This window comes from Halosolutus amylolyticus (assembly GCF_023566055.1).
GTDB lineage: Archaea > Halobacteriota > Halobacteria > Halobacteriales > Natrialbaceae > Halosolutus > Halosolutus amylolyticus.
The window spans coordinates 513,740-538,799 of record NZ_JALIQP010000004.1 but is presented as its reverse complement, the minus strand read 5'-3'; the positions used below and the strand labels follow the sequence as shown (position 1 = coordinate 538,799).

The 25,060-nt window shown below is 60.9% G+C and carries 16 protein-coding genes and 3 pseudogenes; 12 read left to right on the top strand and 7 right to left on the bottom strand.

All coding sequences use genetic code 11. The features are described from left to right. Positions 1-47: 47 nt before the first annotated feature. A pseudogene (locus MUN73_RS22810) lies at positions 48-353 on the bottom strand (site-specific integrase); the annotation flags it as partial. 209 nt (positions 354-562) lie between these two features. Here MUN73_RS22810 and MUN73_RS17895 point away from each other — a divergent pair. The 4 genes from MUN73_RS17895 (at position 563) to MUN73_RS17880 (ending at position 4,863) form a co-directional block, all read left to right on the top strand. Beyond that, positions 563-1,393 (top strand): hypothetical protein, encoded by an 831-nt coding sequence (locus MUN73_RS17895; RefSeq protein ID WP_250141892.1) that lies wholly within the window; start codon positions 563-565, stop codon positions 1,391-1,393. A gap of 67 nt (positions 1,394-1,460) precedes the next feature. After that, positions 1,461-2,336, top strand: a complete 876-nt coding sequence (locus MUN73_RS17890; RefSeq protein WP_250141870.1) for a DUF6544 family protein — start codon at positions 1,461-1,463, stop codon at positions 2,334-2,336. 389 nt (positions 2,337-2,725) lie between these two features. Then, positions 2,726-4,003 (top strand): MFS transporter, encoded by a 1,278-nt coding sequence (locus tag MUN73_RS17885; protein WP_250141869.1) that lies wholly within the window; start codon positions 2,726-2,728, stop codon positions 4,001-4,003. Further along, a complete protein-coding gene (locus MUN73_RS17880) occupies positions 4,000-4,863 on the top strand; it encodes a bactofilin family protein (protein WP_250141868.1) in 864 nt (287 codons plus the stop codon). Before MUN73_RS17885 ends, MUN73_RS17880 begins: the two co-directional genes overlap by 4 nt. 39 nt (positions 4,864-4,902) lie before the next feature. Here the strand turns inward: MUN73_RS17880 and MUN73_RS17875 are convergent, their stop codons facing one another. Together MUN73_RS17875 and MUN73_RS17870 are read right to left on the bottom strand one after the other, a co-directional pair. Beyond that, positions 4,903-5,790 carry a DUF7351 domain-containing protein gene (locus MUN73_RS17875; protein WP_250141867.1) on the bottom strand — a complete coding sequence of 296 codons (888 nt, stop codon included), beginning with the start codon at positions 5,788-5,790 and terminating at the stop codon, positions 4,903-4,905. 462 nt (positions 5,791-6,252) lie between these two features. Further along, positions 6,253-7,536: an MFS transporter gene (locus MUN73_RS17870; protein WP_250141866.1), complete on the bottom strand. Its 1,284-nt coding sequence runs from the start codon at positions 7,534-7,536 to the stop codon at positions 6,253-6,255. A gap of 609 nt (positions 7,537-8,145) precedes the next feature. Here MUN73_RS17870 and MUN73_RS17865 point away from each other — a divergent pair. The 3 genes from MUN73_RS17865 to MUN73_RS17855 all read left to right on the top strand — a co-directional run bounded on the left by MUN73_RS17865 (position 8,146) and on the right by MUN73_RS17855 (position 11,887). Beyond that, positions 8,146-9,018 carry a DMT family transporter gene (locus tag MUN73_RS17865; RefSeq protein WP_250141865.1) on the top strand — a complete coding sequence of 291 codons (873 nt, stop codon included), beginning with the start codon at positions 8,146-8,148 and terminating at the stop codon, positions 9,016-9,018. A gap of 454 nt (positions 9,019-9,472) precedes the next feature. Then, positions 9,473-10,558 (top strand): hypothetical protein, encoded by a 1,086-nt coding sequence (locus MUN73_RS17860; protein WP_250141864.1) that lies wholly within the window; start codon positions 9,473-9,475, stop codon positions 10,556-10,558. A 237-nt stretch (positions 10,559-10,795) separates the two neighbouring features. Next, entirely contained in the window at positions 10,796-11,887 is a 1,092-nt protein-coding gene (locus tag MUN73_RS17855) for a glycolaldehyde reductase (protein ID WP_250141863.1), read from the top strand. Between the two features lie 80 nt (positions 11,888-11,967). Here the strand turns inward: MUN73_RS17855 and MUN73_RS17850 are convergent, their stop codons facing one another. Then, entirely contained in the window at positions 11,968-12,900 is a 933-nt protein-coding gene (locus MUN73_RS17850; protein ID WP_250141891.1) for an SDR family NAD(P)-dependent oxidoreductase, read from the bottom strand. Between the two features lie 310 nt (positions 12,901-13,210). Between MUN73_RS17850 and MUN73_RS17845 the strand changes: the two genes are divergently transcribed. Together MUN73_RS17845 and MUN73_RS22625 are read left to right on the top strand one after the other, a co-directional pair. Further along, complete coding sequence (locus MUN73_RS17845; protein WP_250141862.1) at positions 13,211-14,125, top strand: FAD-binding oxidoreductase; 915 nt, start codon at positions 13,211-13,213, stop codon at positions 14,123-14,125. A gap of 277 nt (positions 14,126-14,402) precedes the next feature. After that, positions 14,403-15,324 (top strand): annotated as a pseudogene (locus MUN73_RS22625) (ADP-ribosylglycohydrolase family protein). Positions 15,325-16,254: 930 nt separating this feature from the next. Here MUN73_RS22625 and MUN73_RS17835 read toward each other — a convergent pair. Both MUN73_RS17835 and MUN73_RS17830 read right to left on the bottom strand, forming a co-directional pair. Then, positions 16,255-17,385 (bottom strand): iron-containing alcohol dehydrogenase family protein, encoded by a 1,131-nt coding sequence (locus tag MUN73_RS17835; RefSeq protein ID WP_250141861.1) that lies wholly within the window; start codon positions 17,383-17,385, stop codon positions 16,255-16,257. Between the two features lie 154 nt (positions 17,386-17,539). Next, complete coding sequence (locus tag MUN73_RS17830; protein WP_250141860.1) at positions 17,540-18,976, bottom strand: aldehyde dehydrogenase family protein; 1,437 nt, start codon at positions 18,974-18,976, stop codon at positions 17,540-17,542. A 192-nt stretch (positions 18,977-19,168) separates the two neighbouring features. Here MUN73_RS17830 and MUN73_RS17825 point away from each other — a divergent pair. Continuing rightward, positions 19,169-19,803: pseudogene (locus MUN73_RS17825) on the top strand (IS6 family transposase). A gap of 514 nt (positions 19,804-20,317) precedes the next feature. Here the strand turns inward: MUN73_RS17825 and MUN73_RS17820 are convergent. Continuing rightward, positions 20,318-21,097 (bottom strand): carbon-nitrogen hydrolase family protein, encoded by a 780-nt coding sequence (locus MUN73_RS17820; protein WP_250141859.1) that lies wholly within the window; start codon positions 21,095-21,097, stop codon positions 20,318-20,320. A 143-nt stretch (positions 21,098-21,240) separates the two neighbouring features. Between MUN73_RS17820 and MUN73_RS17815 the strand changes: the two genes are divergently transcribed. Further along, the gene (locus MUN73_RS17815) at positions 21,241-24,120 is read left to right on the top strand and encodes an FAD-binding and (Fe-S)-binding domain-containing protein (protein ID WP_250141858.1); all 2,880 of its coding nucleotides are present in this window, start codon (positions 21,241-21,243) and stop codon (positions 24,118-24,120) included. Next, on the top strand, positions 24,117-24,974 hold the full coding sequence (locus MUN73_RS17810) for a DUF6282 family protein (protein ID WP_250141857.1): 858 nt from the start codon (positions 24,117-24,119) through the stop codon (positions 24,972-24,974). Before MUN73_RS17815 ends, MUN73_RS17810 begins: the two co-directional genes overlap by 4 nt. The last annotated feature ends 86 nt before the right edge of the window (positions 24,975-25,060 follow it).

The following is a 25,060-nucleotide window of genomic DNA, read 5'->3' as shown; positions in this document are numbered from 1 at the left end:
GTGCGAGGTCGGCGAGCGTCCCCGACGTGACGGGGTTCGTTAGCGGGTCGAGCATCGTCTTCGCTCGCCGTCGGGAAGATTATTTTCTCGTCGAGCCCTGGCACTACTGCAGTCACCGTCGCACAGAAGCGAAGGAATATTCTCAGGGTTGCTAGCTGTCCCTTCATGCTGGCAGTTGCGAGTTCGTCTTCATTTCTCCGTTTGACGCGGAATCGGTGGATATCCTGCCGGTTAAATTCGTTGAGATTGTCGATACCGTCCTGTTCACACCACGGGACGAACTGCTTGAGACGATACCGGTGCGACTGGATCGTCGCGTCTGCGAGTTCATGCCGTCGCTTGTCGAGGTACATTCGCACAGACCTGTTGGTGGTTCTGGATGGAACCAACGTAGGTGCGAGTGACCTCAATCGCCATACATAGTCTATGTAGACAAACCTACTTAATAGTGCGGATAATCGTGGAATATCCAGCCTGTCGTCACCGGTTGATTGTGCAGTCGAGTGACGCGATTCACGCCCGGCGTAAACGCCGGGATTCTCTCGCTGTCTAAAGATAGCCTCTGCTGGTGCGAGTGGTTCGAGGTTGTCGGTCATCGCTTACGACGCTACTGCTGACGACAGTTGCCACCCTCGTCGGACTGTTCGCCCCGAACTTCTACCGCGATCACCCAGTGTTGCTTCCCCAGATCTACGGGCAAGACCTGTTAACGCTCGTGGTTGGCGTTCCAGCCCTCGCTGTTTCGCTGTACTACGCAGACCGTGGGTCGCTACGGGGCTACGACGTATGGCTCGGCGTGACTGGCTACCTGTTGTATACCTATTCCTCGTATGCCTTCATGACCGCGTTCAACGAACTGTATCTCGTGTATGTAGCGTTGCTCTGGCTGACGCTGTTCACGTTCGTCGGCGGGATGGTCCGGCTCGACGCGGCGACGCTGAAACGGGACCTGAGTGGGACGTCCGTCCGCCCCTACGTCGCCTTCCAGCTATCGCTGGCCGTATTAGTCTCGTTGCTATGGCTCTCGGAGATTCTACCGGCGACCCTCGCCGGGACGACACCGCCGGCCATCGCCGAGGCGGGACTCCCCACGGCAGTCATCTATTCGCTGGATCTTGGCATCATCGTCCCCGGGTTTGCCCTGACGGCCTCCTGGCTCCGGAACCGTCGGGCCTGGGGCTACGCGTTCACTGCCGTCTTGCTCGTGAAGATCGCTACGCTCGGCGGCGCCGTCCTCGCAATGATCGTTTTCATGATCCTCGATGGCCAGGTCGTGCCGCTGCCCCAGATTCTCATCTTCGGAACGCTGACGGCCGTCAGTCTGGTGCTGATGGGTCGGTTTCTGGTGGCGATCGATCCCGAGTCCGACCCAGTTCGGGCAGGAACGTCGTAGACGAGCCCTCGGCGATCCGACGCTGTCAGTGGAATACTCTTAAGCCGTGGGCCGCGGTCCTGTACCCATGCGACACGTACGTATTCTCAAACGAATGATCAGCGCCACCGTCGCTCTCTTCATCCTCGGTCTCGCCGGCACCGTCTGGCGCCAGCATGAGACGGCTCGGCGTGTGGACGAACTTCGTCAGTCTGCGAACAGTGGAAACGAGGCGGTGTTCACGGAAGACGACGTAGAAGGAGTACCCGATCCCGTCCGTGAGTACCTGACCAGCGCACTCCCTCAGGGACAACCATACGTTGACCTGGTCCGGCTCGAACAGAAGGGGGAACTGCGTCTGGGTGATGCGTCGTCATCGTGGAGGCCGTTCACCGCGACACAGCACGTCACCGTAGATCCGCCGGGGTTCTATTGGGACGCGTCGATCGGACTCGCCCCGCTTCTCTCGGTGCGCGTCCGTGACCTGTTCTGTGACCGTGAAGGCACTGCGAGCGTGTCCCTGTTCGGCGTCATCCCGCTCGACAGAGCCAATTCGAGTCCGGAGTTAGAAGAAGCAGAACTGATGCGCTATCTCGCCGAGGCGGTCTGGTATCCGACCGCGTTCCTTCCCGCAGCGGGCGTCGAGTGGGAGTCGATCGACGACAGTACGGCAAAAGCGACCGTCGAAGACGGACACGTGTCCGCTTCCCTCACGTTCTCGTTTAACGAGGACGACGAGGTGACCAGGGTCCACGCCGATCGGTATCGACGCGTAGACGACGGGTACGAACTGACGACCTGGTCCGGCTACTGGCGGAACTACGAGACGCGGAACGGCGTACGTGTGCCGACGGAGGGGGAGGTCGTCTGGCATCTTCCGGACGGCGACATGCACGCGTGGCAGGGGCGGGTCACGGACATACAGTACGACGAATTTCTATCCTGTCGTGGACGTGAGCGATGACGCTGACTCTCTTCGCCTCGTCTGAATTCGATACCGAACAATGACTCCGTCCTCGTCCACTGACACTGGACGGGGTGTCGATGGAACCACTCGGACCATCGAGGGGCTGAATGCGTTCACTATCGGCTGGACCGTACTCGCGCTCGTGACGCTCCTGATAGTCCAACGATAGCCGTCACGAAGACTACCACAGAGAAAGCAACGATCGCACCGTGAACCAGTGGTTGTTCTAGTATCGAAAAATTATTCATCGGCGTACAGTGGAGATGGTGGATTCTACTGCTCCGTGACGGATACACAAGAAGACCTCAAACATATTTGAGTTACATTGTTGCCAATATGTAGACTAGGAGACAATATTTATGCCAGATTGAGGATTACAGCACTCTATGAAACTCTTCGAGTTCGTCCGTGAGCGCCAGTGGATCCCCATCACTGGATATCTGATCTACGTGTCTGCGCTCACGGCCGGATACTATTACAACCTCACGTTTGTCCAACTGGGACTGACCGATCTCGGAACGCAGAAGATCGGTATGCCCCCAGGGGACGTGTCGATAGTGATGGCCATACTTGCGCTGCTCACCCTCGTTGCAGCCGTCGTCAGCGGCGTCCTGATGGATCGGCGTGGATGGAGCACTGACCTGTACGTGAAGTTCCGGTTGCTCTTTCTGGTCATTTTCGTCCAACTGCTTCTGACGGTCGCTGCCCCATACGTGAGTACAATCGAACTGTTCGTGCTCTGGGTGATCGTCTGTTCGATGGCGCTCGGCGTCGGAATTCCAGTGTCCTTCAGTTTCATGCTCGATTTCATTCCCGTGAGGGACCGCGGATACGTCGCTGCCGTCGTGGCAGGATTGTCGTTCTTCGTCGCAGCCCTGTATCCGATCGAGTGGCGAATCGACGAGTTTAGTCTCGTCATGAGTGCAATGATGGTTCCAGCTGTCCTCGTTCTCGCCGTTCTCTCAGTCAAGCGGTTCCGATTCGTCGATAGCCTCGCCAGTCAATACGAACGCGACACGTTCGGAACTGGCCGATTCTGCCGACCGGTACCGGTTCGAACGGTCAGTTTCGCGTTCTTGGGACCGGTTCTGCTGATGTTCGGCGTCTTCTTCATCGATAGCCTGGGCTTTCTCCGGATCATCGAAACGCCGCTGTACATCTACACGTCCTGGCAATCCCCCGACCTGAGCGTCCGGTTGTTTATCGCTGGCTTGCACGTCATTGGGGCGCTCGCCGCTGGCGTCATCTACACGAATTTCGATCGGAATTGGCTGTTCCTCTGGGTATTCGGCCTGTTCGCGTTCACGCACCTCCTGTATGTCTTCCATATCCAGTTTGGAGCGGGTGATACCCCACCACTGGTACTACCGATGTTCTACGTGCTCGCGGTCAGTTTCTACACGACACTCAACTTTGCACTCTGGCCGGATCTCTCCACACCCGAGACCATCGGCACGCACACGGCCCTCGGTGTCGGGATAGCGGGGTGGCTGGCGACCTTCTTGAGTACCTCGCTAGCGCTGTACTCCGAGGGGGTCGGACTCTCACTGCTGAACCATCTGACGTACGTGAACGCGCTGGCACTGCTGTTCGTCGTCACGCTGCCGGTGTTGCTATACGTGCATCGGATGGTTGAATTGGCTCGTGGGGGGACGACGCCATGAATCTGGAACTCATCCCGCTCTTGATAATCGTGCTACTCATGATCTCGGCGGGTGGAGCAGACGTCGAGACCACCGAGTTCGTTATTGAAGGAGACCACGAGATAACCGAGCACCGAGGCGCGTTGATCGTCGGGGATGCGACGGTCACGGTGCCGGCCGACGAAGCGGTGTCCGGTCCAGTCTACGTTATCGGTGGCGAGTTCCGGGTCCATGGAACAGTCGAAGGTGACGTGACGCAACTCTCCGGATCACTCGTCGTCGAGGACGGTGCAACGATCGATGGAGAACTCCAGCACATTGGCGGGAGCGAGGAACTGTCCACCGAAGCAACCATTATGGAGCGGACCACTGTCGCGTTTGAATCCTCCGAACCCGGCCCGATCGCCGCGTATACGCCGATCGTGCTGACGACGTTGATACTAGCGCTTGTGGGAGCGTTGCTCTCCCGAAAACATGAACTACTGCTCGATAATGTCGGGGCAGCCGCGCAAGATCATCCACTGATCAGCCTCACCGTGGGAGCACTCCTCTCCGTAACGTTCCTCTCCGTGTTCGTCTTCATGGCGTTCACCCTGATCCTCCTCCCTGTGAGCATACTCGGTCTTCTAATCGGCTTGTTGATAATTGCTTACGGAATCATCGCACTGGGATATCTCGCTGGTCAACAGTTGAACACCCCACGAGTTGGGCTGGCGACTGGTCTCGGAGTCGTTGTTGTCATGGTGCTCTTACAGCTGATCGGAGTGATTCCGATCCTCGGGGACCTGGTCGCGGGTGGGCTTCTCCTGACCGGACTGGGGGCTGTCGTACTGACGTACTTCGGACTGCAAGAGTTCGAACCGGTATCGCTTCCGGAGTGATACTGAGGGTAACAGGCAAGGAGTAGACGAATCATCCCCTCACAGTCCAATTGAAACTGTTCCTGTATCGTCCATTTTGAGATAAATCGTCTCATCGTTCGGCGTGATTTCGAACGTAGCTGCAAACGGATCATCGGAGACGATATCCGTTACGATTACATCGGATACGATGTACTCGAAAAATTCCCACAGTGGAACGTCCAGTAGCGAAATGCCGTGCTCCCAAAACCGGTGGAGGACTGCTGGGTGAAACGCAACTGTCACTTCAATTGGGATGCTTACTATATGTTGACATTCACGACACGAGCTAATATGGAGATGGTGTGATTTCCCATTGTGCTCGTACACGTCAACAGTCGTATCGACGCGGCCAAAACACTCCGGACAAACGTCTCCTCGCAGTTGAATGTACATACTCCAGATACGGTAGCCAACACTTTCGATGATCTCCGCAGTCGTCCGGCCACGCGTTTGACTCTTAGGAAAGAAATCGGTTACGAGGGTCGCGTCACACGAGGTGCAGCGAATACGGAATTGTTCGGCGTCGAGTGTGGCTAGAAGTGACGCCTCTCCACAGAACAAACAGGCACCGGAGACCTCGCTGTCTTCAAACGTTGAAGTGCTTTCGTACACACCGGAGACGATCGTACGAACGATTTTGTTCCCACTGTATGTGAGTCGGTATCCGTCAGCAGTTTCGCTGACAAATTGTCCGACGAGTTGATCGAGGTGATACGAAAATTGAGACGTGCTATCCACGTCAATCGCATCGTACAGTTCCGTAAAGGACATCGTATGCCACGGTTTCTGGTGTTCTTGTTCCACCTTATCTAATGCGAGTAATATTTCTAGCCGTTTGGAATTTCCGAGTGCGTTAACCGCGTCAACTACTCCTTGATCGATTTGAACGTTCTGGTCCACTACCATATTCCATCAACTACTATCCATCTGTACTTCCAGCGAGATAAGGGCGTCAAACTCCGTCGAATCGGGTTCTTCAGGAATCAATTTCAAGTCCTGAATTTGTTGTAGTTCCGTCTTCGAATTGCGTCGGTTAAATAATTTGGAGAGGACGGGTCTGGGACTCTGTGTACTAAGCATGAGTCAGACATCATATAGGACGGTGACACACCCGAGCATTGATATTTTCGAGAGTAGGTATACAGATATGAGCACGACTAACTCCACATCTCGTTCAAAGGCAATCAGTGCAGGTATCGGGATTGGAATCGGTATTGGTGCCGGTTGGGGAACGTGCCAGGGAGCACCCAGGCCGGGGTTCCCATGGTCCCGTACGCCGTTGCTGTGGTCGCCACAGCAGTCGTGCTTGGCTGGCTCTACAATGCCCCGTTCGGTAGACCTGCGTAGTAACCGCGAACAATGTGCCACCTACGTTCCAGTTTTCGGATTCGAACTGATTGATGACTGTTCGATTGGTGACTCCCAGAGTAAGATCACAACCGAACCGACGACCAGTATTACACCTGCTGCCGAAAGTGCGATTACCGGTGAGACGATATCCGAAATCACGCCGCTTCCGAGCTGAAACGGGATGACGGTTACCGCACTCACCATCGCCATCGCGCTCAAGACAGTTGCACGACCGAGCGTTTCGATGCGGTCGTTCACGTACTGTCCCGCAAGCACTCGCGTCGGCTCAACACACGCCCATCCGACGAACAACGCGACGAGCGCTATCGGAGGCACGAACACCATTACTGTCAGAAGCCCACCGACGAGGAGCGGAATTGCGATAAACCACCGTCGCAATCCAACCCACTCTTCGATAAGACTGATACGGTAGCTGATTGCCGCCGAGACGAGATTGATCGCTGCATAATACACCCCCAGAAGCGTTTCGACGTTCTCGGTCGAGAGAGCGAGTGTGTAGGGGTCTCCTTGACCGGGAACCGGGAGTGAGAAAGTGAGACTCATGTTCAGATCGGTCACGACCGACTCGAATATCGGCTGGAGGAAAATAAACACGAGATAGGTAACGGCCGAGAACAGCACGAAGTAGTAGACGATGAACGATCGAATGCGACGCTGACCGACGGCCTGTTTGACGACACCCCACGCCTCTCGGATGCCCATCTCGCTCGAGCCGCTTTCCTCGTACGTTGCCGGTTCGTCCAGCGTCACGATCACGAGCAGGCCCAGCCCAGTGAACAGCGCAGCTGCGAGAAACGGGTATGCGAGGTCGAGATCGCCGAGGTAGCCACCGACGAGGGACGCACCGACACCGGCCGTCAAGGCAATCGATTGCCCACGTCCACGAACACGGGTGAACTCGTCACTTGCAGACACGTCCGTGAGCGTTTCATAAACCCACGCATCCTCCGTTCCCGAGCGGAAGTTATAGCCAAGCGACCAACAAATAAAGAGGAGGGCGAACGCGAGAAACGAAGACGCGAACGCGATGCCAACTAACGTCGCCGTAATGAGTGCTGACCCGATAAGAAGGCTGTTTCGGCGCCCAATTCGGTCACCGACGTACCCGGTCGGCATCTCGCCGAGGACTGTCGTAAGGTTGTAAAGCGCCTCGATGATGACGATTTGCGTGAAAGATAATCCCTGCGAGAGAAAATAGAGGTACATGATCGGCCGATAAAACTCGACCGCTTCCGTCGCTTTGTAGAGATAATATTTGAAGACGGTTCTGGAGATCGCCATATCCAAATAGTCACGCCACCCATCGGTAATGACTTCGGTAGTGACCTGCGTTCTCCGGTTCTCTCTTCGGACTGAAACGTGTCCAGAAACTGCGATCAGTTCCGGATACACGATACTGACAGATCACTCACCTTCATAGATCGACCTTCAACCCGTGCCACATTCGCGCCCTGATTCAGGACACACTCTATGAATTACCCGATTCTTGCCAGAAACGACGTGACCGACTCAGAGGCTGCATGCATCACGGACGTTCAGTTCTAGTTATCGACTGGATCAACCGTTTTCTCTGGTCTACCGTCAGTCCGTTTCAGACGTAGAAGATTCCTCGCTAGCGATGATGGCAGCTGGACACGTGGCCCAGAGGACGAGCGATACGTCGCTGATCGCTCGACTGAAACCCTTCTCGAGATCAGTGCCGGCGAAACGTCGCCTCCGCAGCCTGCTCTATGCGTTTCAGTCGGTCCGATGACGATCGACGAGATCGGTCGCCAGCAACTCGAGACGCACCCCGAACTCGGTTGGAACCCGGAGGATCGTGTTCCAGAGCGGGAAACCGCGAGCAATCGATCGAACGACTGATAAACGACATCTCCCTCCAGCCACGTAATGGATTCCGGGATCGGATTTGCGATTGCTGCAGCCTTCGTCTGGGGGTTCTACATCTACGTTTTGAAACGGTCGTTTTCGGGGTATCCGCCGGCGGCGCTGACGGTCCTTCTCAACACGTTCGCGATCGCGTGGTACCTGCCGATCGCCCTCACACGGACGGAGTTTTCGGACGTGGTGCTCGAGAGCTTCGACCTCGTCGACCTGGCCGTCGTCGCAGTGACGATACTCACGACCGCCCTCGCGTTCGTGCTGTTCCTCCGGGCGATCGCCGAGGGCGACGTCTCATACGTGACGCCGATCAACAAACTCGTCCCGCTGTTCGTTCTGCCGCTCGAAATCCTGTTTCTCGGCCAGTTTCTCACTCTGTTGCAAGTCTTCGGCGTCGTCGTCGCGACGGGCGCGGTGTACGTCGCGAACTACGACCCCGGCGGATTGTTCCGTCCGTTCGTCAAGGCCGCGCGGTCACGACCCGCGCAACTCGCGTTGCTGAGTGCGATGTGTTACGCGGTGAGCGACCTCGGGAAGCGCGTCTCACTGCAAGAACTCGCCATCCCGGGCACGCTCTGGGTCCCGATCCTGCTGGTTGGCGTCGCGATCGTCCTTCTTCCCAGCGCCGTCCGGAATCCACCGACGGCGGTTCGCGCCGACTTTTCGAAACTCGCGGCCGGCGGGGCGCTGGTCGCGTTCGGCGAACACGCGACGACGCTCGCGTTCGCGGCGTTGCCGGCGAGTATCGCCTCGCCGATTATCAATACGCAGGCGATCGTCGCCGTCGTCCTCGGCGGCGTCCTCCTCGGCGAACGGCACTTCCGCATCCGGCTCGTCGCCGCCGCACTGGCAGTTGCCGGAGTCTCGCTGATCGCAATGTAGCCGGCCACGGTCTGACGGAACGCCTCCTGGAGGTTCGCTACGGACGAAATACACGCTCGTCGTTCCGCAGGAACACCGGGGACTCAAGCCGGTACGAGGCCGCGTGTGTTCTCGTTGAGAAGGTCCAGCAGACGCTCGCCCAAACCGGCATCGCCGACGACCACGGGATTGACGTCAGCGGTGGGATCTGCATGGCTGGCACACGACAATGTCTCATGGTGTGGACTAGCGTGGAATATCCGGGTCGGCCATCGACGGTGGTTGGTGGAGGAGTTGTCGGATTCACGCCCGCCGTAAACGGCGGGATTCTCTCCTTGAAGGAAGATAGCTCAAAGAAGCGATTGACCTTGGAGAAGAGACTTATCCATACTCACACTTCTTGGACACGCTCATGGACGTAACTCGTCGCAAGACTCTACTTGCAACGGGGGCTGCCGTCGGTCTTACCGGCTGCATGGACGACGCAACCAGTAGAACCGACGACAACACCGACAACAACGGGGGCGGGAACGAAGACAGCGGCGACGTGGAGTACGAGGTCTTCCAACTCGACCCGTCGCTCGCCCAACCGCTGTGGGCGACGGCCGAGGACGTGACTGGTTTCATCACCCTCCTCGAGGACGAGTACGATGACATTTGGATGGTCGAGAATCCCGACGAGGTCGACGGACTCCTGTCGTGGCTCGAGGAGACGGAGTTCGAGAAGTCCTCGATCGTGTACGCAGAGGCCGCTGGGCCGAACACCTGCTACAACACACTCGACATCAGCGACGTGGCCGTCACAAACGGCGAAATCGTCGGCACTGCGGAGACGGTCGACACCAGCGACGAGAACGATGGATGCGGGTCCGCCGAGACGTATCCGTCGGCGGTCGTCCGCGTGACTGCCGACGACCTGCCCAGCAACGCCACGTTCACCGTCGTCGACGGCTGGGGCGAGTCAAGCGAGGTCGCCGCCAACGGGCGCTACGCCGACCCGGCGAACCTGCCCGGCTACGTCCATCCGGACGGCGACCCCCCGAAGCTCAAGGAGCTGACCTGCGACGACAAGAGCTTCCAGCGACTCCAGGGGCCGCAAGACGGCGAAGCCGCGCTGGGCGAAGCGTACAACGACGAAGAGCTGACGTTCGCGATGCGCGTCCACGCCACGCAGGCGCTCGCCGGTGGCGAGCAGGGGTCGCCGCGGGTCGGGCGCGGCGACGAGGTGCGGATCACGATGTGGAACGTCTCGACGGACGTGCAACACACCGGGAACCGCCACGAGTGGAACCTGCAGGTGCTGACGATGGACGGCTGGCAAGACGTCCGCGGGACGACGGACGGCGATCGCATCGGATACGACGACGTGGCGATCGAACACCGCCCGGGCGAGGGCTTCGAGTGGACGTTCGAGATGACCGAGGCGGGCATCGTGGCGGGCCACGACCACGAAGGCAAACTCGAGGTTTGCCCCGACCTGCAATCCGGGCGGTACCGCTTCGTCTACCGCGGCATCGTCAGCGGCGAGCCGCTCGCCGTCGAGTTCGACTACAACGAATAGTTCGTATCTGACTATCCGGCGGCTCCATTTCACGTGAACCGCCTCGGGACCAGCTCGGAGGCACTCGGCCTGGTCAGCCTATAGATGTACGTATTGATCACTGAGGGCCCGACCAGTTTCAGATGTTGTCCAGTGAGTCGTGCTGAATTCGGGGCGCGGTACGATCACCAGCCGTCCAATAATTGCTCACGAGAGCCGGGGCCAAACTACATTATCGTGATAGTGGTTCGTTCACACATGGCAAAGATATTCGCGTCTCCCGCGAACTACACACAGGGCCGTGGTGTCGCTGCGGAGATCGGAACGCACGCGGAGGACCTCGGAGGTAGCGCCGTCCTCCTCGCTGACGACATTGTGATGGACATCGTGGGTGATACCGTCACGGAGAGTCTCGAAGACCACGAGTTCGATACCGAGACGATGGAGTTCCGGGGCGAGTGCTCGGAACGGGAGATCGAACGCGTCGCCGACCAGGCGAGCGAGTACGGGAGCGACGTCATCGTCAGTGCCGGCGGGGGCAAGGCGCTCGATGCGGCCAAGGCAGTCGCGGAACGGCTCGACATCGCCATGGTTTCGATGCCCACCATCGCGTCGACGGACGCTCCCACGAGTTCGCTCTCGGTGATCTACACCGAACACGGCGAGTTCGAGGAGTACTGGTTCCACTCGAAGAACCCGGAACTCGTCCTCGTAGATACGGCGATCATCGCGGGGGCACCGACCCGGACGTTCCGGTCAGGCATCGCCGACGCGCTCGCGACGTGGTTCGAGGCCGACGCGACCTACCGCTCGCACGGCGAGAACATCTTCGGTGGAGCCTCAACCCGGGCCGGTCACGCGCTCGCCGAACTCTGTTACGAGACGCTCCGCCGGCACGGCGTCTCGGCTGTCCACGCCGTCGAGAACGGTGCCGTGACGGAAAGCGTCGAAGCCGTGACCGAGGCGAACACGCTCCTGAGCGGCCTCGGATTCGAGAGCGGCGGGCTCGCGGCGGCCCACTCGATCCACAACGGACTGACGCAACTCGAGGCGACCCACGACGCGACCCACGGGGAGAAGGTCAACATCGGCACCCTCTCCCAACTTGTCCTCGAGGGCAAGGACGACGCGTTCGTCGAAGACGTCATCGAGTTCTCGCTCGACATCGGGCTTCCGGTCACGCTCGCGGACATCGGTCTCGACGATCCGACGGACGACCAGCTCGAGACGGTCGCCGAGGCGGCCTGCGTCGAGGAGGAGACGATCCACAACGAGCCGTTCCCGGTCGAGCCCGCGATGGTCCGGGACGCGCTGGTGACCGTGAACGAACTCGGCGAACGCCACAAGTAGCGCGTTCCCGTATCGGAACGGGACCGCTCGACGATCGGTGTCGGCCTGGCTTCCAGTTCGTCCCCGCCACCTCGAGTCAGTCAGTCTGATGGGGAGCCGATGCTCTCGCCAAAGTCCGCAAGCGGTTCATCGATGTCGAGGAGGGTCGCACTTCGTTCCCACAGACGGCGGGCAGCATCGTCGTTTCTAGCCGGACGCGACGGTGTTCTGGTCGATTGGTCTGCAAAATACTGGCCAGTGATGTCCGCGGTTTCGGGCGAGAGAGCGACGTACAGCAGTTCTGCAGCACCGTCGGCGACCGACGTGATACCGGGAACCACATCGAGCGTAGAGATGAGCGTTGGAAGCGGTCGTGGCAGGAACCGGCTGAAGTTGCTTCCCGGTATCGCTCCTGGATGAACGCTGTTCGAACTGATCGATTGGCCCACAGGAGCTACCCGACGTGCGAGTTCCCGCGAAAAGAGGATATTCGCGAGTTTCGAGTGGCCGTAAGCCCACATCGAGGAATACGACTCGACGGTTTCGACACGGTCCAGATCGAGCGATACACCGCGGTGTGCTGCCGACGATGTCGTGACGATGCAGGCATCGTCGGAGAAGTGGTCGATCAGGTCCGTGGTCAGCTGATACGGTCCAAGGTGATTGACGTGAAACGTGTACTCGATACCCAGGTCCGTGAGTCGACCCGTACGGAAATACCCGCCAGCGTTGTTGAACAGGTAATCGAGGCCGTCGGTTTCCTCCCGAACTGTCATGGCGAGTTCTCGAACGGCATCGGGATCTGTGAAATCAGCCGGGATGAACGCCGCCTCGACACCGATCGTCTCCAGGTCGTCGACGACGGACTCGCCAGCGCTCACATCTCGTCCGTGGACGATCACGTCAGCGCCGAGTCGGCCGAGCGCGAGTGCAGTAGCTTGCCCGATTCCACTCGTCGAACCCGTAATCAGCGCGGTTTGCCCGCTACAATTCACGTGGCTCACGCCGGCGAGTTCTTCCGGACGATCTTTCATACCCCGACCACGAGTTCCGTTCTCAAAACGACACACCCTCACCTTGTTATCTGGTGACGATCGAGATGCTTGCGAGAGGCGATACCTCCGAGCAGTTCAAGGCCCTCGTAGAGGACGTCGTCTCTCACTGTCGGGCTGCAGCGCGTACGTAAACGCTCAGTAATTTACCGAGTGCATAGAAGTATGTTTCAACCGTTTGTTATTAAAACTAGAGACCCGTAGACAGGATGGCTGTATATCGATAAGAAGCCGCGATATCTAATTCATTTGCAGGATATAAATTCCAAATGACTAGTTGTTTCGACTGACTATGACTGCTCACACGCACCCCCTGGGTGTGGTCGCGCAACTCGATGAGAACGACCTTCGGGAGTTCGATGAAGACCTCCGCGGCGACCTCATCTTCCCCGATAGCGAGGAGTACGAGGACGCACGCAACGTCTGGAACGGCCTGATTAACGAGTACCCCGCCGTGATCGTCCGCGTCAACGGCGCATCCGACGTCGCTCGCTCAGTTACGTTCGCCCGCGACAACAACCTCGAACTGGCTATTCGCAGCGGCGCCCACCATCAGGCGGGCAGCGCCATCGTCGAGGGTGGACTCGTCATTGACCTCGAAGAGATGAACACTGTACGCGTGGACGCCGAAAAGCAGGTCGCACACGTCCAGCCTGGTACCCGCACAGAGGACGTTCTCGCCGAGACGCAACAGTACGGCCCCGCCACGCCAACCGGGAGCGCGGGCGAGGTCGGCATTCCCGGCTCGACGCTCGGTGGCGGTATCGGCTGGATCCGCCGCAAGCACGGCCTCGGAATCGACGCGCTCCGTAGCGTCGAAATCGTTACGCCCGACGGCGAACTTCGAGAGGCAAGTCCCGACCACAACGAAGATCTGTTCTGGGCCATCCGCGGTGGCGGTGGTAACTTCGGCGTCGTCACCAACTTCGAGTTCGAACTGTACGAGGTCGGCCCGATAGTACAGGCCCTCGGAATCTTCTACCCGTACGACGCCGCCGAGGACGTGCTGGAAACTCACCGTCAGGTCATGAGCGACGCATCTGAGGAACTGACCACCATCCTCCTCAGTGGGCATATCCCCGGACTCCCGCCGATGCCGGACGAACTCGCTGGCACGGACGCCGTCGGAAGTACGATCCCGAGAACGTCTTCAACCGCAACGTTACCGTCGGTCCTGACGACGCGTAACACCGTTCCGATCGCGTAACCGGTCGTATCTCCCTCCTGCCTTTCGCGCCCAGGGAAAAGACGAACTCAACCAGTCGTCTCGGTAAGCCACGACGCGAGATTCTCGATCGCGTCTTCTGCCGACGGCTTTCGGAACACCACGGGTTCCAGATATACGCCGGAAAGCGATCCGCGCTGATAGTAGTGGTCCAGGTCGGCGTAATTCATTGATCGATCTCTTCAGACACAGATCGGGTTCTGCTCTTCCGACCACGATAATTAACAACCCAACGCGAGTGGATCACGTATGGCAGACGATAGTCGATCGCGAGCACAGGGAACCTTTTGGGCTCGCATGTGGGGATGCACTCGGACGCCCAGTCGAATTCCAGAGTCCGGACCGGATTGAGCGAACACACGGGCAGGTAACCGAGATGCTGGCTAACGGAACTCACGGACAGCCTGCAGGGACGATCACTGACGATTCGGAGATGGCACTCTGTATCGCTCGCAGTCTCGCAGAACACGGCGCGTTCGAACCGGAGGATATCGCTTCCCGATTCGTGGACTGAAAACAATCCGGCCCGTTTGACATCGGCATCATGACCTCGAGTGCACTCCGGCGAATCCAGAACGGCGAGTCCTGGGACGAGGCTGGCCGTCGAGTGGGAGGCGAGCGTAGAGGGAAGCAACGCCGGCAACGGCAGCCTGATGCGGTGTGCGCCGTACGCGATCGCGTATCGAAATGAGCCAGACGAACTCGTCGAAGTTAGCCGGCAGTCGTCGGCGATCACCCACGCCGATCCACGCTGTCAGTGGAGTTGTGCGCTTTTCAATCGGACACTCGCTAATCTTGTAACCGATGTCGAACAGCCTCTCGAAACCGCCATGGATGATATCGAATCCGATCTCCCTGACGATGTTCGAAACGCCGTTGAACCGATCACTGCCGCCCTCCGTGGCGAGTCAGTGGATATCTCCCTCGAAAATTTGGGATACGTCGTTACAACGCTGCAGGCGGCTCTGTATCACGGCTTGACTGCAGGGACTGCCGAAGATGCGATCGCCGACGCAGTGATGATGGGCGGTGATACGGATACGATTGGTGCCGTCGCTGGCGCAGTCGCAGGTGCGCGGTTCGGTGTGGATGCACTTCCCGAACGATGGGTAAGCGAGATCGACGAGGAAGCCGAACTTCGGCGGTTAGCGACTGAGTTGTTCGACCGACAATCGAACTAATCACGCAGGATTAGCGCTCAACAGTTCTCCGCACTGGAGATAGTAGGAACCTATCTTCATTCTGTCCCGGGAGTCGACTCGGTTCACAACCCAGAGGCACCCCCCATTTTGTAAGTCATTAGCTAGGGAAGACCAACAACCTGTTACAGGAGGTGCGAAGTTTCGGCGGCAGAGCGCCAATTGACCCACCAACTCGAAGAAGTGGAGTTGTCGACTGTCGAGACAGAGCGCGATTAGTTCATCGACGATTTCGAAACCGCTCTGAGGCGATACTCACCGAACACGATCCGATGCGGGCCGTCTCCGAGCGATCGGCGGTGAGGTCACGAATTCCGCCAGTGTTCTTGATACCGCTGTCAAGTGTGCCACAAATTTACCACAGGACGTTGTTGTCCGAGTTCTGATAGCTCCCCGTGTCCCGGTATTGTTGACCGATTCGAAACACGTGATTCATGATAGCGCTCCATTTCGTCTGTTACTCAATAAAGCACCTCCCCAAGGTCAGGTCATTATTTTACCCGCTAGTCATGTCTCCGATGATCACTATGTGGTTCCTCTCACTAGATGGTCTGATCAGTTCGCAGGTCTACTGAGCAGTCGGTTCACCGGTTTCGGCGTGAAACAAATGAAGTCGTCGTACTAAACTCATCCTCTGAATCGGTCACGCTGGTCTTGATAGAATATGGGGGGTCAATAGCGCTCGTGCAAGATTCACAGCGCGAATGTGGTACTTGCAGCGCTACGAATGCCAGGCCGTAACGGAGTCGCTGAACCTGACGATGATGTTGACGTTGCAGTCCGAGGACGGCAGCGACGTGATTCCGTGCGAGAGGGAGTGATGCGATTTGAATCCCACGTCTGGAGAAGCTTCGATCTCCCCGGAGACGAACTGGGTACGGTTGCCGATCCCTGCGCTCCAGACGGTGGAGGCTATGCCGCGTCCGGGAGTGCATGCCGGCAGATGGACACGACGGCGTCCTCGTCGTACTCGAATGGATTCGTCTTCATGTTGAGGTTGTCAACGGCCGTCTCGGCGACAATCTCCAGCTGCCAGTCCTCGGGGACGTCCGGCAAGTGTTGCAACCCGACGTCGCGTCGGAGGCGTTCCACGCGATCGGCGAGCTCCACGTGCGGGCGGCGGGCTGACTCCACGAGGGTGGCGTATCGCGCCCGTGCTCCCGGATCTCGCTCGCCGTTGCGACGGACGACCGCCGGGAGGAGCATCGCGTTCAGGTGACCGTGTGGAAGATCGTGGACGCCGCCGAGCGCGTGACTCACTGCGTGGACGGCACCCAGCCCGGCGTTGTTCATCGCGACACCGGCCAGATAGCTGGCCTGCTGCAGCGATTCACGGGCGGCGAGGTCGTCGCCGTCCGCGACCACCGCCCTGAGTGACTCTCTCGCGATGTCATAGGCGTGGCGGCTGTAGGGGAGTGTCAGTTCTGTCGCGCCACTGGCGGTGAGTGATTCGATGGCGTGCGTGAGTACGTCGAACCCCGTCGCGGCCGTCAGGACTGGCGGCAGCGAGAGGGTCAGTTCGGGGTCGAGGACGGCCGCGTCAGCCAGCATCGAGGGGTGACCGATGCTCCGCTTCTCCGCGCGGTCGTGGTCGGAGACGACGGCCCAGTAGCCGGTTTCGGTACCCGTTCCGGATGTCGTCGGCACCAGAACGAACGGGACGCGGCGGTCCAGATGGTCCAGGGAGATCTCCGGGGAGAGGTCCAGCGGGTCAGTGGTCGCCGCCGAGACGGTCGGTGCGATGCACGCAGCCTTCGTTGCGTCCATCGGACTCCCCCCACCGACCCCCACGGCGAAGTCAGCGGCTACAAGCCGGTCGGAAAGCGACAGAACGGTCTCCCGGTCCGGGTTCGGCGGGACGTCCGTGTGGACGGTCGGTTCGACCGGCAATTGATCACGAACCGCGTCGACGACGCCAGCGTTCGCGACACCCTCGTCGGTCACGACGTGAACGTCGCTCGCGTCGTCTGGCACGAGGTCCGCGAGCCGGGACCGGGAGCCTGGCCCGGTGAACGTGCGCGGTGGGGAAACGAACTCCGTCATGTTCGATCGAAATGCTCTCCAGTTGGATTCAGCGTCGCGACGCGAGCGAGTTTGATCGACCGCAGAGAGCTCTCGGTGCGCCCCGACGATCGCGTCCTGCCACGAGTTCCTGCTCGGTCGTTATCCCGGATGCGTGGCGTGGAGTCGTGGTGGCTCATCGGTTGATGTTGATGCCGACGTTCTTTTTCTGCGTATAGTTCTCGATCGCCGAGAGCCCCTTCTCGCGACCGACGCCGCTGTTGTCGTACCCGCCGAACGGCGTCTCGATCCCGCCCACGAACCACTCGTTGACGTATATCTGCCCGGCATGGACGTCGCGAGCGAAGCGGTGCGCGCGCCGCAGATCTTCAGTGAACACCCCGGCGACGAGCCCGTAGTCGACGTCGTTGGTGAGTTCGATGGCCTCCGTCTCGTCGGCGAAGGTCGTCACAACGAGCACTGGCCCGAAGATTTCCTCCTGTGCGAGGCGAGAGTCGTGGTCCACGTCGTCGAAGATCGTTGGTTCGACGAAGTAGCCAGTCCAGTCCGGGACGCCTCCGATGAGCGGGGCGCCGTACTCCCGCCGACCCGCGTCGACGTAGGAAGCGACGCGGTCGAGTTGGTCGGCCGAAATCAGTGGGCCCACGTCCGGGTCGTCCATACCGGGGCCGACCGTGAGCGACTCGACCCGCGCAGCGAGCTGCTCGACGACTGCGTCGTGAACGTCCTCGTGGACGAGCAGGCGGGAGGCCCCGGAGCAGATCTGGCCGGCGTTCGAGGTGAACAACCCGGCAACAGCGCTCTCGATGGCAGCGTCCAAGTCGGCGTCCCCAAACACGACCAGCGGGCTCTTCCCTCCGAGTTCGAGGTGTACGTGCGCGAGATGCTCCATGGCCGCCTTCCCGACCTGGCGGCCTGTTTCGACCGATCCGGTGAAGCTCACGCCGTCGACGTCGGGGTGGCTGGAAAGGGCAGCCCCCGCCTCGTCCCCGCGGCCAGGAACGACGTTGAGAACGCCGTTGGGGAGGCCAGCGTCGGCCGCGATCTCGGCAACCCTGACCGACGAGAGGGGCGCCTCCTCGGCCGGCTTCACGACCGCTGTGTTGCCCGCGGCGAGCGCCGGAGCGACTGATCGGCCGAAGATGCCGATCGGGTAGTTCCACGGGATGATCTGGGCGGTGACACCCAGCGGTTCTCGAACGGTGTAGTCCACGTACTCCTCGCCGAGCGGGATACTATCGCCGTGTATCTTGTCGGCGATACCCGCGTAGTACTCGAAGGCGCGGGCGCAGCCGTCCACGTCGGCGAGTGCCTGAGACCGGGGTTTGCCGGTGTCGAGTGTCTCCAGGTTCGCAAGCTCCGTCCGCGCGGCCCGGATACGGTCTGCAACGTCGGCGAGCAGTTCGGCGCGTTCCGCTGGCGGCCGAGACCGCCAGTCAGCGAGCGTCTCGCGGGCTGCGGCCACGGCTCTATCGACGTCTCGACTGTCACCGGCAGCGACCGTCGTGAGCTCGGTCTCCGTGGACGGGTTCACGATCGACAATCGGCCACCCGTCACGGACTCGACCTGGTTTCCATCGACGAAGAGACGATACTCGTTCCTGATATCCATGGTGGGCGTGATACCGCTGATCACATCACGGTTGGCGGTTACATGGGTCAGGATTTATACCTATCTTCGCTGGTGATAGTCGCGCCCGCATACGAGCTGCCGTCGGTTCGTCTCGAAATGCGTTTGGACCAAACGACGGGCGGTGTTTAGTTTGAGTATGAAGTGGTGAGGCGGTGGCAGTTTTTGGTGCCTATGCCGAAAACTGCCAGCCTCAGAGGATCTAGTGGATGGATTGACTTGGAGTTTGTGCAGCGAGAGCGGACACCGCGCGAGCTGATGGCGCTGGGTATTCGACTCCGTTTGGGTGGATTATCGCTCTCGAATACAGTTCGAAAACTCGAGAAGTACGGTGTCGAACGGAGTCGAAAAGCTGTCCACGACTGGGTGCACAAAGCCGACCTTGCTCCTGTTGAGGGTGCTGAGCCAGCCAAAGTTACACTCGACGAGACGGTGATCTGGATCGATAGGCAGCAGTATTGGCTGTACGCAGCGGTCGATCCAGCAACGAACCGGTTTCTGCACGTTCGGCTGTATTCGACACGTACGACCGCTCTCACCGAAATGTTTCTTGCGGAACTCATGGAGAAACACGACGTCGAAGACGCTCTGTTTCTGGTTGATTCAGCCGCCTGGTTGAAAGCCGCACTCCACCGCCGTGGTCTCGAGTTTCGATACGAACGATATGGTGATCGAAACTCCATTGAACGTGTTTACAGAGAAGTAAAACGCCGAAACTCTTCGTTCTCAAACTCGTTCAGCCCGTCGATCCAGCAACGGCTAATTCATGGCTTCAAGCCTTCGCCCGCTGGCACAATGAGACAAACTAAACACGACCAAACGACGCAAGGAAAGATATGTATCGAATCATCGGCTCCCGCTCCAGATACCCCTGCTCGACATGCTCCTTTCTTGCCCCTGGTGGTGCTCCGGGGAGTCCTAACGGCACTGGTGGGGATGTTTCTCGTGCGGGTGGATGGCGGTACTCCTTGGCCCAGATGCATCGCAAGGCCGCCAAGAGAGAAAGGTCCCACCGACGAACCCCCTTGACGGTGCCCTCCTTCTCACTCTAAGCCTCGTTACTGATTTTGTCGGGTTCGTTTTCGTCCTGGCGCCGACCCGATACCCCGTCCGTTTGGCGCTGAAGAAGCGAGTGGTCACGCCCTACGTCGACGCAAGAGCCCCAGCTTCGCCACCGGAAACGTCTACATCGCGGCTTCTCCCAACGAGAACGACTTTAGCGGGGGCCGGGCGCTGGCGGGCCAAGCGCCGGTCGGGGCGAGACCGTCGACCTCTGGAAAGACGCCTACGACGTCGAGTTCGAAGAAGCGAGCGACACCTGACTCAGGTCTCCCGGGCCCGGCGCGTCTCGAGGACCGGGTTCCGCTCGCGAGCGGTCGCGATTCGCCCCCGGTCGAACGATTCGGCCACGGTCGTCTTGCCGTCACCGGTCTCCACGAGTATGTCGCCCTCGGGGCCCACAACGAGGCTTCCACCGGCGTGGACGCGACCGCGCTGGTCGCCGGCGTGATTCGCACCGACGACATAACACGTGCCGTCGAACCCGCGAGCCCGGCAGAGGAGACGCCAGTCCGACCGATAGGACTCGCGCCAGGCTGCGCTGACCGCCAGGAGGTCACACTCAGCGCGACCGTACGCCAGCGTCACCTCGGGAAAGTTCAGGTCGTAGCACAGGACGAAGCCGACGGTCCCGACGGTTGTTTCGACGGTTACGGGCCCCGACCCGGTAGCGAACCGGTCTGCCTCGTCGCCCCAGAGGTACTGCTTGCGGTACGTCGCTGCGACGCCGTCACCCGTGACGCAGACAAGGTCGTTGTACAGTGCGTTGCCGTCCCGCTCAGGGAGACCGACGACGAGGGTTGTCCCGTGGAAGTCCGCTACTTCGATCAGGCGATCGGTGAGCCGTCCGGGGATTTTCGCTGCGTGCACCTCGGCCACGTCAACGTCGTAGCCCGTCACGCAGAGTTCGGGAAATACGGCCAGCTCGATCGAATCAGAAAGCGACCCCAGTAGTTGATCGATTTGTTCGACGTTCGCGTTGACATCGCCCACCGTCGGTTCGAACTGACAGGCCGCGACGGCCGGGGCGTCCGGGTCGGGCATGGTTCTGGGCTACGTAGACGGTCTCCGGACTTGAGCGTACCCGAGAACATGTGGGCCATTTAGAGTGCCCCGCCCCCGGCCCGAATAAACCGTGGACATGTGGGTCGCGAGGGTTAATGGGCTGAACCCGCAGCTTTCATCCCATGAGTATCGACAGCGAACCGCGTCCCGGCGGGCCGAGGGACCTCGCCGCGCTCGACAGGCGGATCGACGGTGACGTTGACGCCAGCGACGCGACGCGGGCCCTCTACGCGACGGACGCGAGCATCTACAGGGTAGAGCCCGCGGGCGTGGTCTGGCCGGCTGACCGCGACGACGTCCGCGAGATCGTTCGGTTTGCCCACGAAAACAACGTCAGCCTCACCGCCCGTGGCGCCGGTAGCAGCCTCACCGGCAACGCCATCGGCGAGGGGCTGGTGGTCGAGTGTACCCGATACCTCAACGAGATCGTGGCGGTCGACCCAGAGCGCGGGACCGCGACCGTCCAGCCAGGAGTCGTCCTGGACGACCTCAACGCGGCACTCGCCGACCACGACCTGTACTTTCCGCCAGACCCCAGCACGTCGAGCACTTGCACGATCGGAGGGATGGTCGCCAACGACGCGGCCGGGCCCCACTCGGTTCGTCACGGTACGACCCGCGAGAACGTCGCCGCCGTCGAGTGCGTCCTCGCCGACGGGAGCCTCGAGACCTTCGAGCACCGCTCGGGGCCGGCACTTGAGCGAGCGCGAGACCGGGACGACCGTGTTGGCGACTTGTACCGGACAGTGCTGGACGCCCGGGAACGACTGGCCGAGGAGATCGACGAGCGGTATCCCGACGTCGAACGGAACTCCAGCGGGTACGACCTCCAGGCGGCCGCGGCACCCGACGGGTCGTGGGCGGACCTCTCGCAACTGCTCGTCGGCAGCGAAGGGACGCTGGGGTTCATCGTCGAGGTGACGATCGAGGTGACCGAGCGACCGTCAGCGCGAGCGGCCGCCCTCTGTTTCTACGACGACGTTGTCGATGCCGCGGCTGCGGTCGTCCCGGCCCGGGCGGCCGAGACGAGCGCCATCGAACTCGTCGACGACGCCGTCCTTGGCTACGCCCGTGACGCCTGGGGGATCGACCTCGTCCCGGAGGCGGCAGGCGCCGCACTCCTCATAGAGGTAGAAGGCGAGCCGGCGGACTTGGAGGACCGACTCGACGAGGCCGTCGCTGCGGCCACGACGGCGGACCTGGTCGGCGTCGAGCGGGCAATGTCGGACGAGAAGCAGGACGTGCTGTGGAAGGTCCGCAAGGCGTCGAACCCCCTGTTGAACCGGCGTCCCGGCGACGAGCAGGCGTTGTCGTTCGTCGAGGACGCCGCGGTGCCACCCGAGCGCCTCCCCGAATATCTCGAGCGCATCGGAGACGTCCTCCGCGAGCACGACCTGGAGGCGAGCGTCTTCGGCCACGCCGGCCAGGGCGTACTCCACGTCAAGCCCTTCCTCGACCTCTCGACTGAAGCCGACCGGGAACGCCTGCAGGCGGTCTCGGCGACGGTCCACGAACTCGTGCTCGACCTGGGCGGCTGTGTCTCCGGCGAGCACGGCGACGGCCGATTGCGGTCCCAGTACCTCCCACAGATGTACGGTGAGGATGTCTACGAGACGTTTTGCGCGATCAAGCGGGCTGCCGACCCCCGGGACGTGTTCAACCCAGCGAAGGTGGTTCCCAACGCCGAGGGAAATCTCGCTAGTGTCACGGAGGACCTCCGGTTCGAGGGCTACGACCCGCAGACGGTGGAGACGGCGCTGGACTTCACGGCCGAGGGCGGGTTCGGCTCGCTTGTCGAACAGTGCAACGGCTGCTCGAAGTGTCGGTCGACCGGCGATGGCGTGATGTGTCCCTCCTACCGGGCGGCCGACACGGAAGTCACGAGCACCCGGGGTCGCGCTAACATGCTCCGGGAGGCAATCGACGGCGAACTCGGTGAGGACGCGCTAACCAGCGATTGGTTCCAGGAGGAGGTATTGGACCGCTGTCTGGCTTGCAAGGCCTGTGAGACAGAGTGCCCCACCGGCGTCGACATGGCGAAGCTCAAGACCGAGGCGAAACACCGACGCCACCAGGAGCATGGGGTCCCCCTGCGTTCGCGGCTGTTCGGTAACGTCAGGACGCTCAACCGGCTGGGCAGCGCGCTGGCACCGCTGGCCAACCGCCTCGCGACGTTCGGTCCAGGCCGCGTCGTGGCGGAGAAAGTACTCGGCATCGACCGGCGGCGGTCCGTCCCCCGATTCGCTGCCGAGTCGTTCCCGGAGTGGGTCGCAGCACGCGAACCTGCGGCCACTGCTGGCGAGTGCGGCCGGGTCGTCCTCTACCCGGACTGCTATACGGCTTACAATCATCCCCAGGTCGGCAAGGCGGCCGTCCGCCTCCTAGAGGCTCTCGGCTACGCCGTCGAGGTTCCCGCCGTGAACTGCTGTGGCCGGCCGGCACTATCCCAGGGTATGGTCGAGCGCACGCGTGCCGACGCAGCCGAAACCGTCGACGTCCTCGCCGACTACGTCGACGACGGTGTTCCCGTGCTCGCAGTCGAGCCTTCCTGTGCCAGCGCGCTCGTCGAGTACGACGATCTGCTCGAAGAGACAGCCGGCGTTCCCGACGCGGCAGCGACGGTCTCGACGTTCCTCTATGACAGAGTGGTGACCGACGACCTGGCGTTGCGCGAAGCCGTCGATGGCGAGCGCGTCGCGTTCCACGGCCACTGCCACGAGACCACCAGGGGATGGGACCACGCACCGATCGCTCTGCTCCGCGAGGTTGGCTACGAGGTTGAGCCGGTAGCGGCCACCTGCTGTGGCATGGCGGGCTCGTTCGGCTACGAGACCGAGCACTACGGCCTCTCGACGACGCTTGGCGCGGACCTCGTCGAGACTATCGAGGCCGGGGCGCCGGACGTGGTCGCCGCGACGGGTGCGTCCTGCAGCCAGCAACTCGGGGACTTCGATGTCGATACTCGTCATCCGGTCGAACTCCTCGCGGAGGCGGTCGTATGACCGACGATGTCCTCGACGGCGCGATCGACTGCCACGTTCATACGGCGCCTGACCTCGTCGAGCGCTATCAGACGGATCTGGCGCTCGCTCGTGAGGCGATCCAGGCTGGCATGCGCGGCGTCGTCGTCAAGAGCCACGTCCTCCCGACCGTCGGACGGGTCGACCAGGTCAACGAGGCGCTCGGTGCGACGGTCCTTCACGGCGGTGTCGCGCTCAACGGAACCGTTGGCGGGCTGAACCCGGACGCCGTCGAGACCGCGCTCGAACTCGGTGCGCGGATCGTCTGGCTGCCGACGGCCTGGGCCGCCAACCACGCCAGCCAGGCGCGAGCGGCTGGCCGGTCGCGGTTCGTCGGCCAGCGGGTCCCCGGCCCCGACGAGGAGATCCGCGTCGCTCGCGACGGCGAGGTAACCGAGGCGACCCAGCGCGTCGTGAACCTGGTCGCCGAATACGACGCGACGCTCGGGACGGGTCACGCCAGTCCCGACGAGATCGACGCCGTCGTCGAGGCCTGCGACGCCGCCAGCGTCAGGTGCCTGGTAAACCACCCCTGCTTCCGCGTCGTCGACCTGCCCCTGGAACGGCAGGTCGCCCTCGCCGAGCGCGGTGCCGTCATGGAGTACTGTGCGTACGCTGTCGAGAGCACGCCAGACCACTCCGTCGACCGCCTCGCGCGCGCCGTCAACCGGATCGGCCCGGAGCGGTGTCTGCTCGCCACCGACTACGGACAGGCTGAGAATGCGGCGGTGTCTGGCCTGGCCACGTTCGCACGCGACGTTCAGGAGGCAGGCGTCCCCCGCGAGGCGGTGCGGACGATGCTGACAGAGACGCCGGCCCGGGTCCTCGGACTATGAGGCGTAGTCTGTCCCCCACCCTGTTTTAAACCCTCCATACTGTTGGAGTGAAGACTGATGCGGGGTCTCAGTCAACATCGTAGTTG

Excerpts from the sequence above, each read along its gene's own strand:
- MUN73_RS17890 (WP_250141870.1), top strand. The coding sequence starts at position 1,461 with ATGCGACACGTACGTATTCTCAAACGAATGATCAGCGCCACCGTCGCT.
- MUN73_RS17885 (WP_250141869.1), top strand. The coding sequence starts at position 2,726 with ATGAAACTCTTCGAGTTCGTCCGTGAGCGCCAGTGGATCCCCATCACT.
- MUN73_RS17880 (WP_250141868.1), top strand. The coding sequence starts at position 4,000 with ATGAATCTGGAACTCATCCCGCTCTTGATAATCGTGCTACTCATGATC.
- MUN73_RS17875 (WP_250141867.1), bottom strand. The coding sequence starts at position 5,790 with ATGGTAGTGGACCAGAACGTTCAAATCGATCAAGGAGTAGTTGACGCG.
- MUN73_RS17870 (WP_250141866.1), bottom strand. The coding sequence starts at position 7,536 with ATGGCGATCTCCAGAACCGTCTTCAAATATTATCTCTACAAAGCGACG.
- MUN73_RS17865 (WP_250141865.1), top strand. The coding sequence starts at position 8,146 with ATGGATTCCGGGATCGGATTTGCGATTGCTGCAGCCTTCGTCTGGGGG.
- MUN73_RS17860 (WP_250141864.1), top strand. The coding sequence starts at position 9,473 with ATGGACGACGCAACCAGTAGAACCGACGACAACACCGACAACAACGGG.
- MUN73_RS17855 (WP_250141863.1), top strand. The coding sequence starts at position 10,796 with ATGGCAAAGATATTCGCGTCTCCCGCGAACTACACACAGGGCCGTGGT.
- MUN73_RS17850 (WP_250141891.1), bottom strand. The coding sequence starts at position 12,900 with ATGAAAGATCGTCCGGAAGAACTCGCCGGCGTGAGCCACGTGAATTGT.
- MUN73_RS17845 (WP_250141862.1), top strand. The coding sequence starts at position 13,211 with ATGACTGCTCACACGCACCCCCTGGGTGTGGTCGCGCAACTCGATGAG.
- MUN73_RS17835 (WP_250141861.1), bottom strand. The coding sequence starts at position 17,385 with ATGACGGAGTTCGTTTCCCCACCGCGCACGTTCACCGGGCCAGGCTCC.
- MUN73_RS17830 (WP_250141860.1), bottom strand. The coding sequence starts at position 18,976 with ATGGATATCAGGAACGAGTATCGTCTCTTCGTCGATGGAAACCAGGTC.
- MUN73_RS17820 (WP_250141859.1), bottom strand. The coding sequence starts at position 21,097 with ATGCCCGACCCGGACGCCCCGGCCGTCGCGGCCTGTCAGTTCGAACCG.
- MUN73_RS17815 (WP_250141858.1), top strand. The coding sequence starts at position 21,241 with ATGAGTATCGACAGCGAACCGCGTCCCGGCGGGCCGAGGGACCTCGCC.
- MUN73_RS17810 (WP_250141857.1), top strand. The coding sequence starts at position 24,117 with ATGACCGACGATGTCCTCGACGGCGCGATCGACTGCCACGTTCATACG.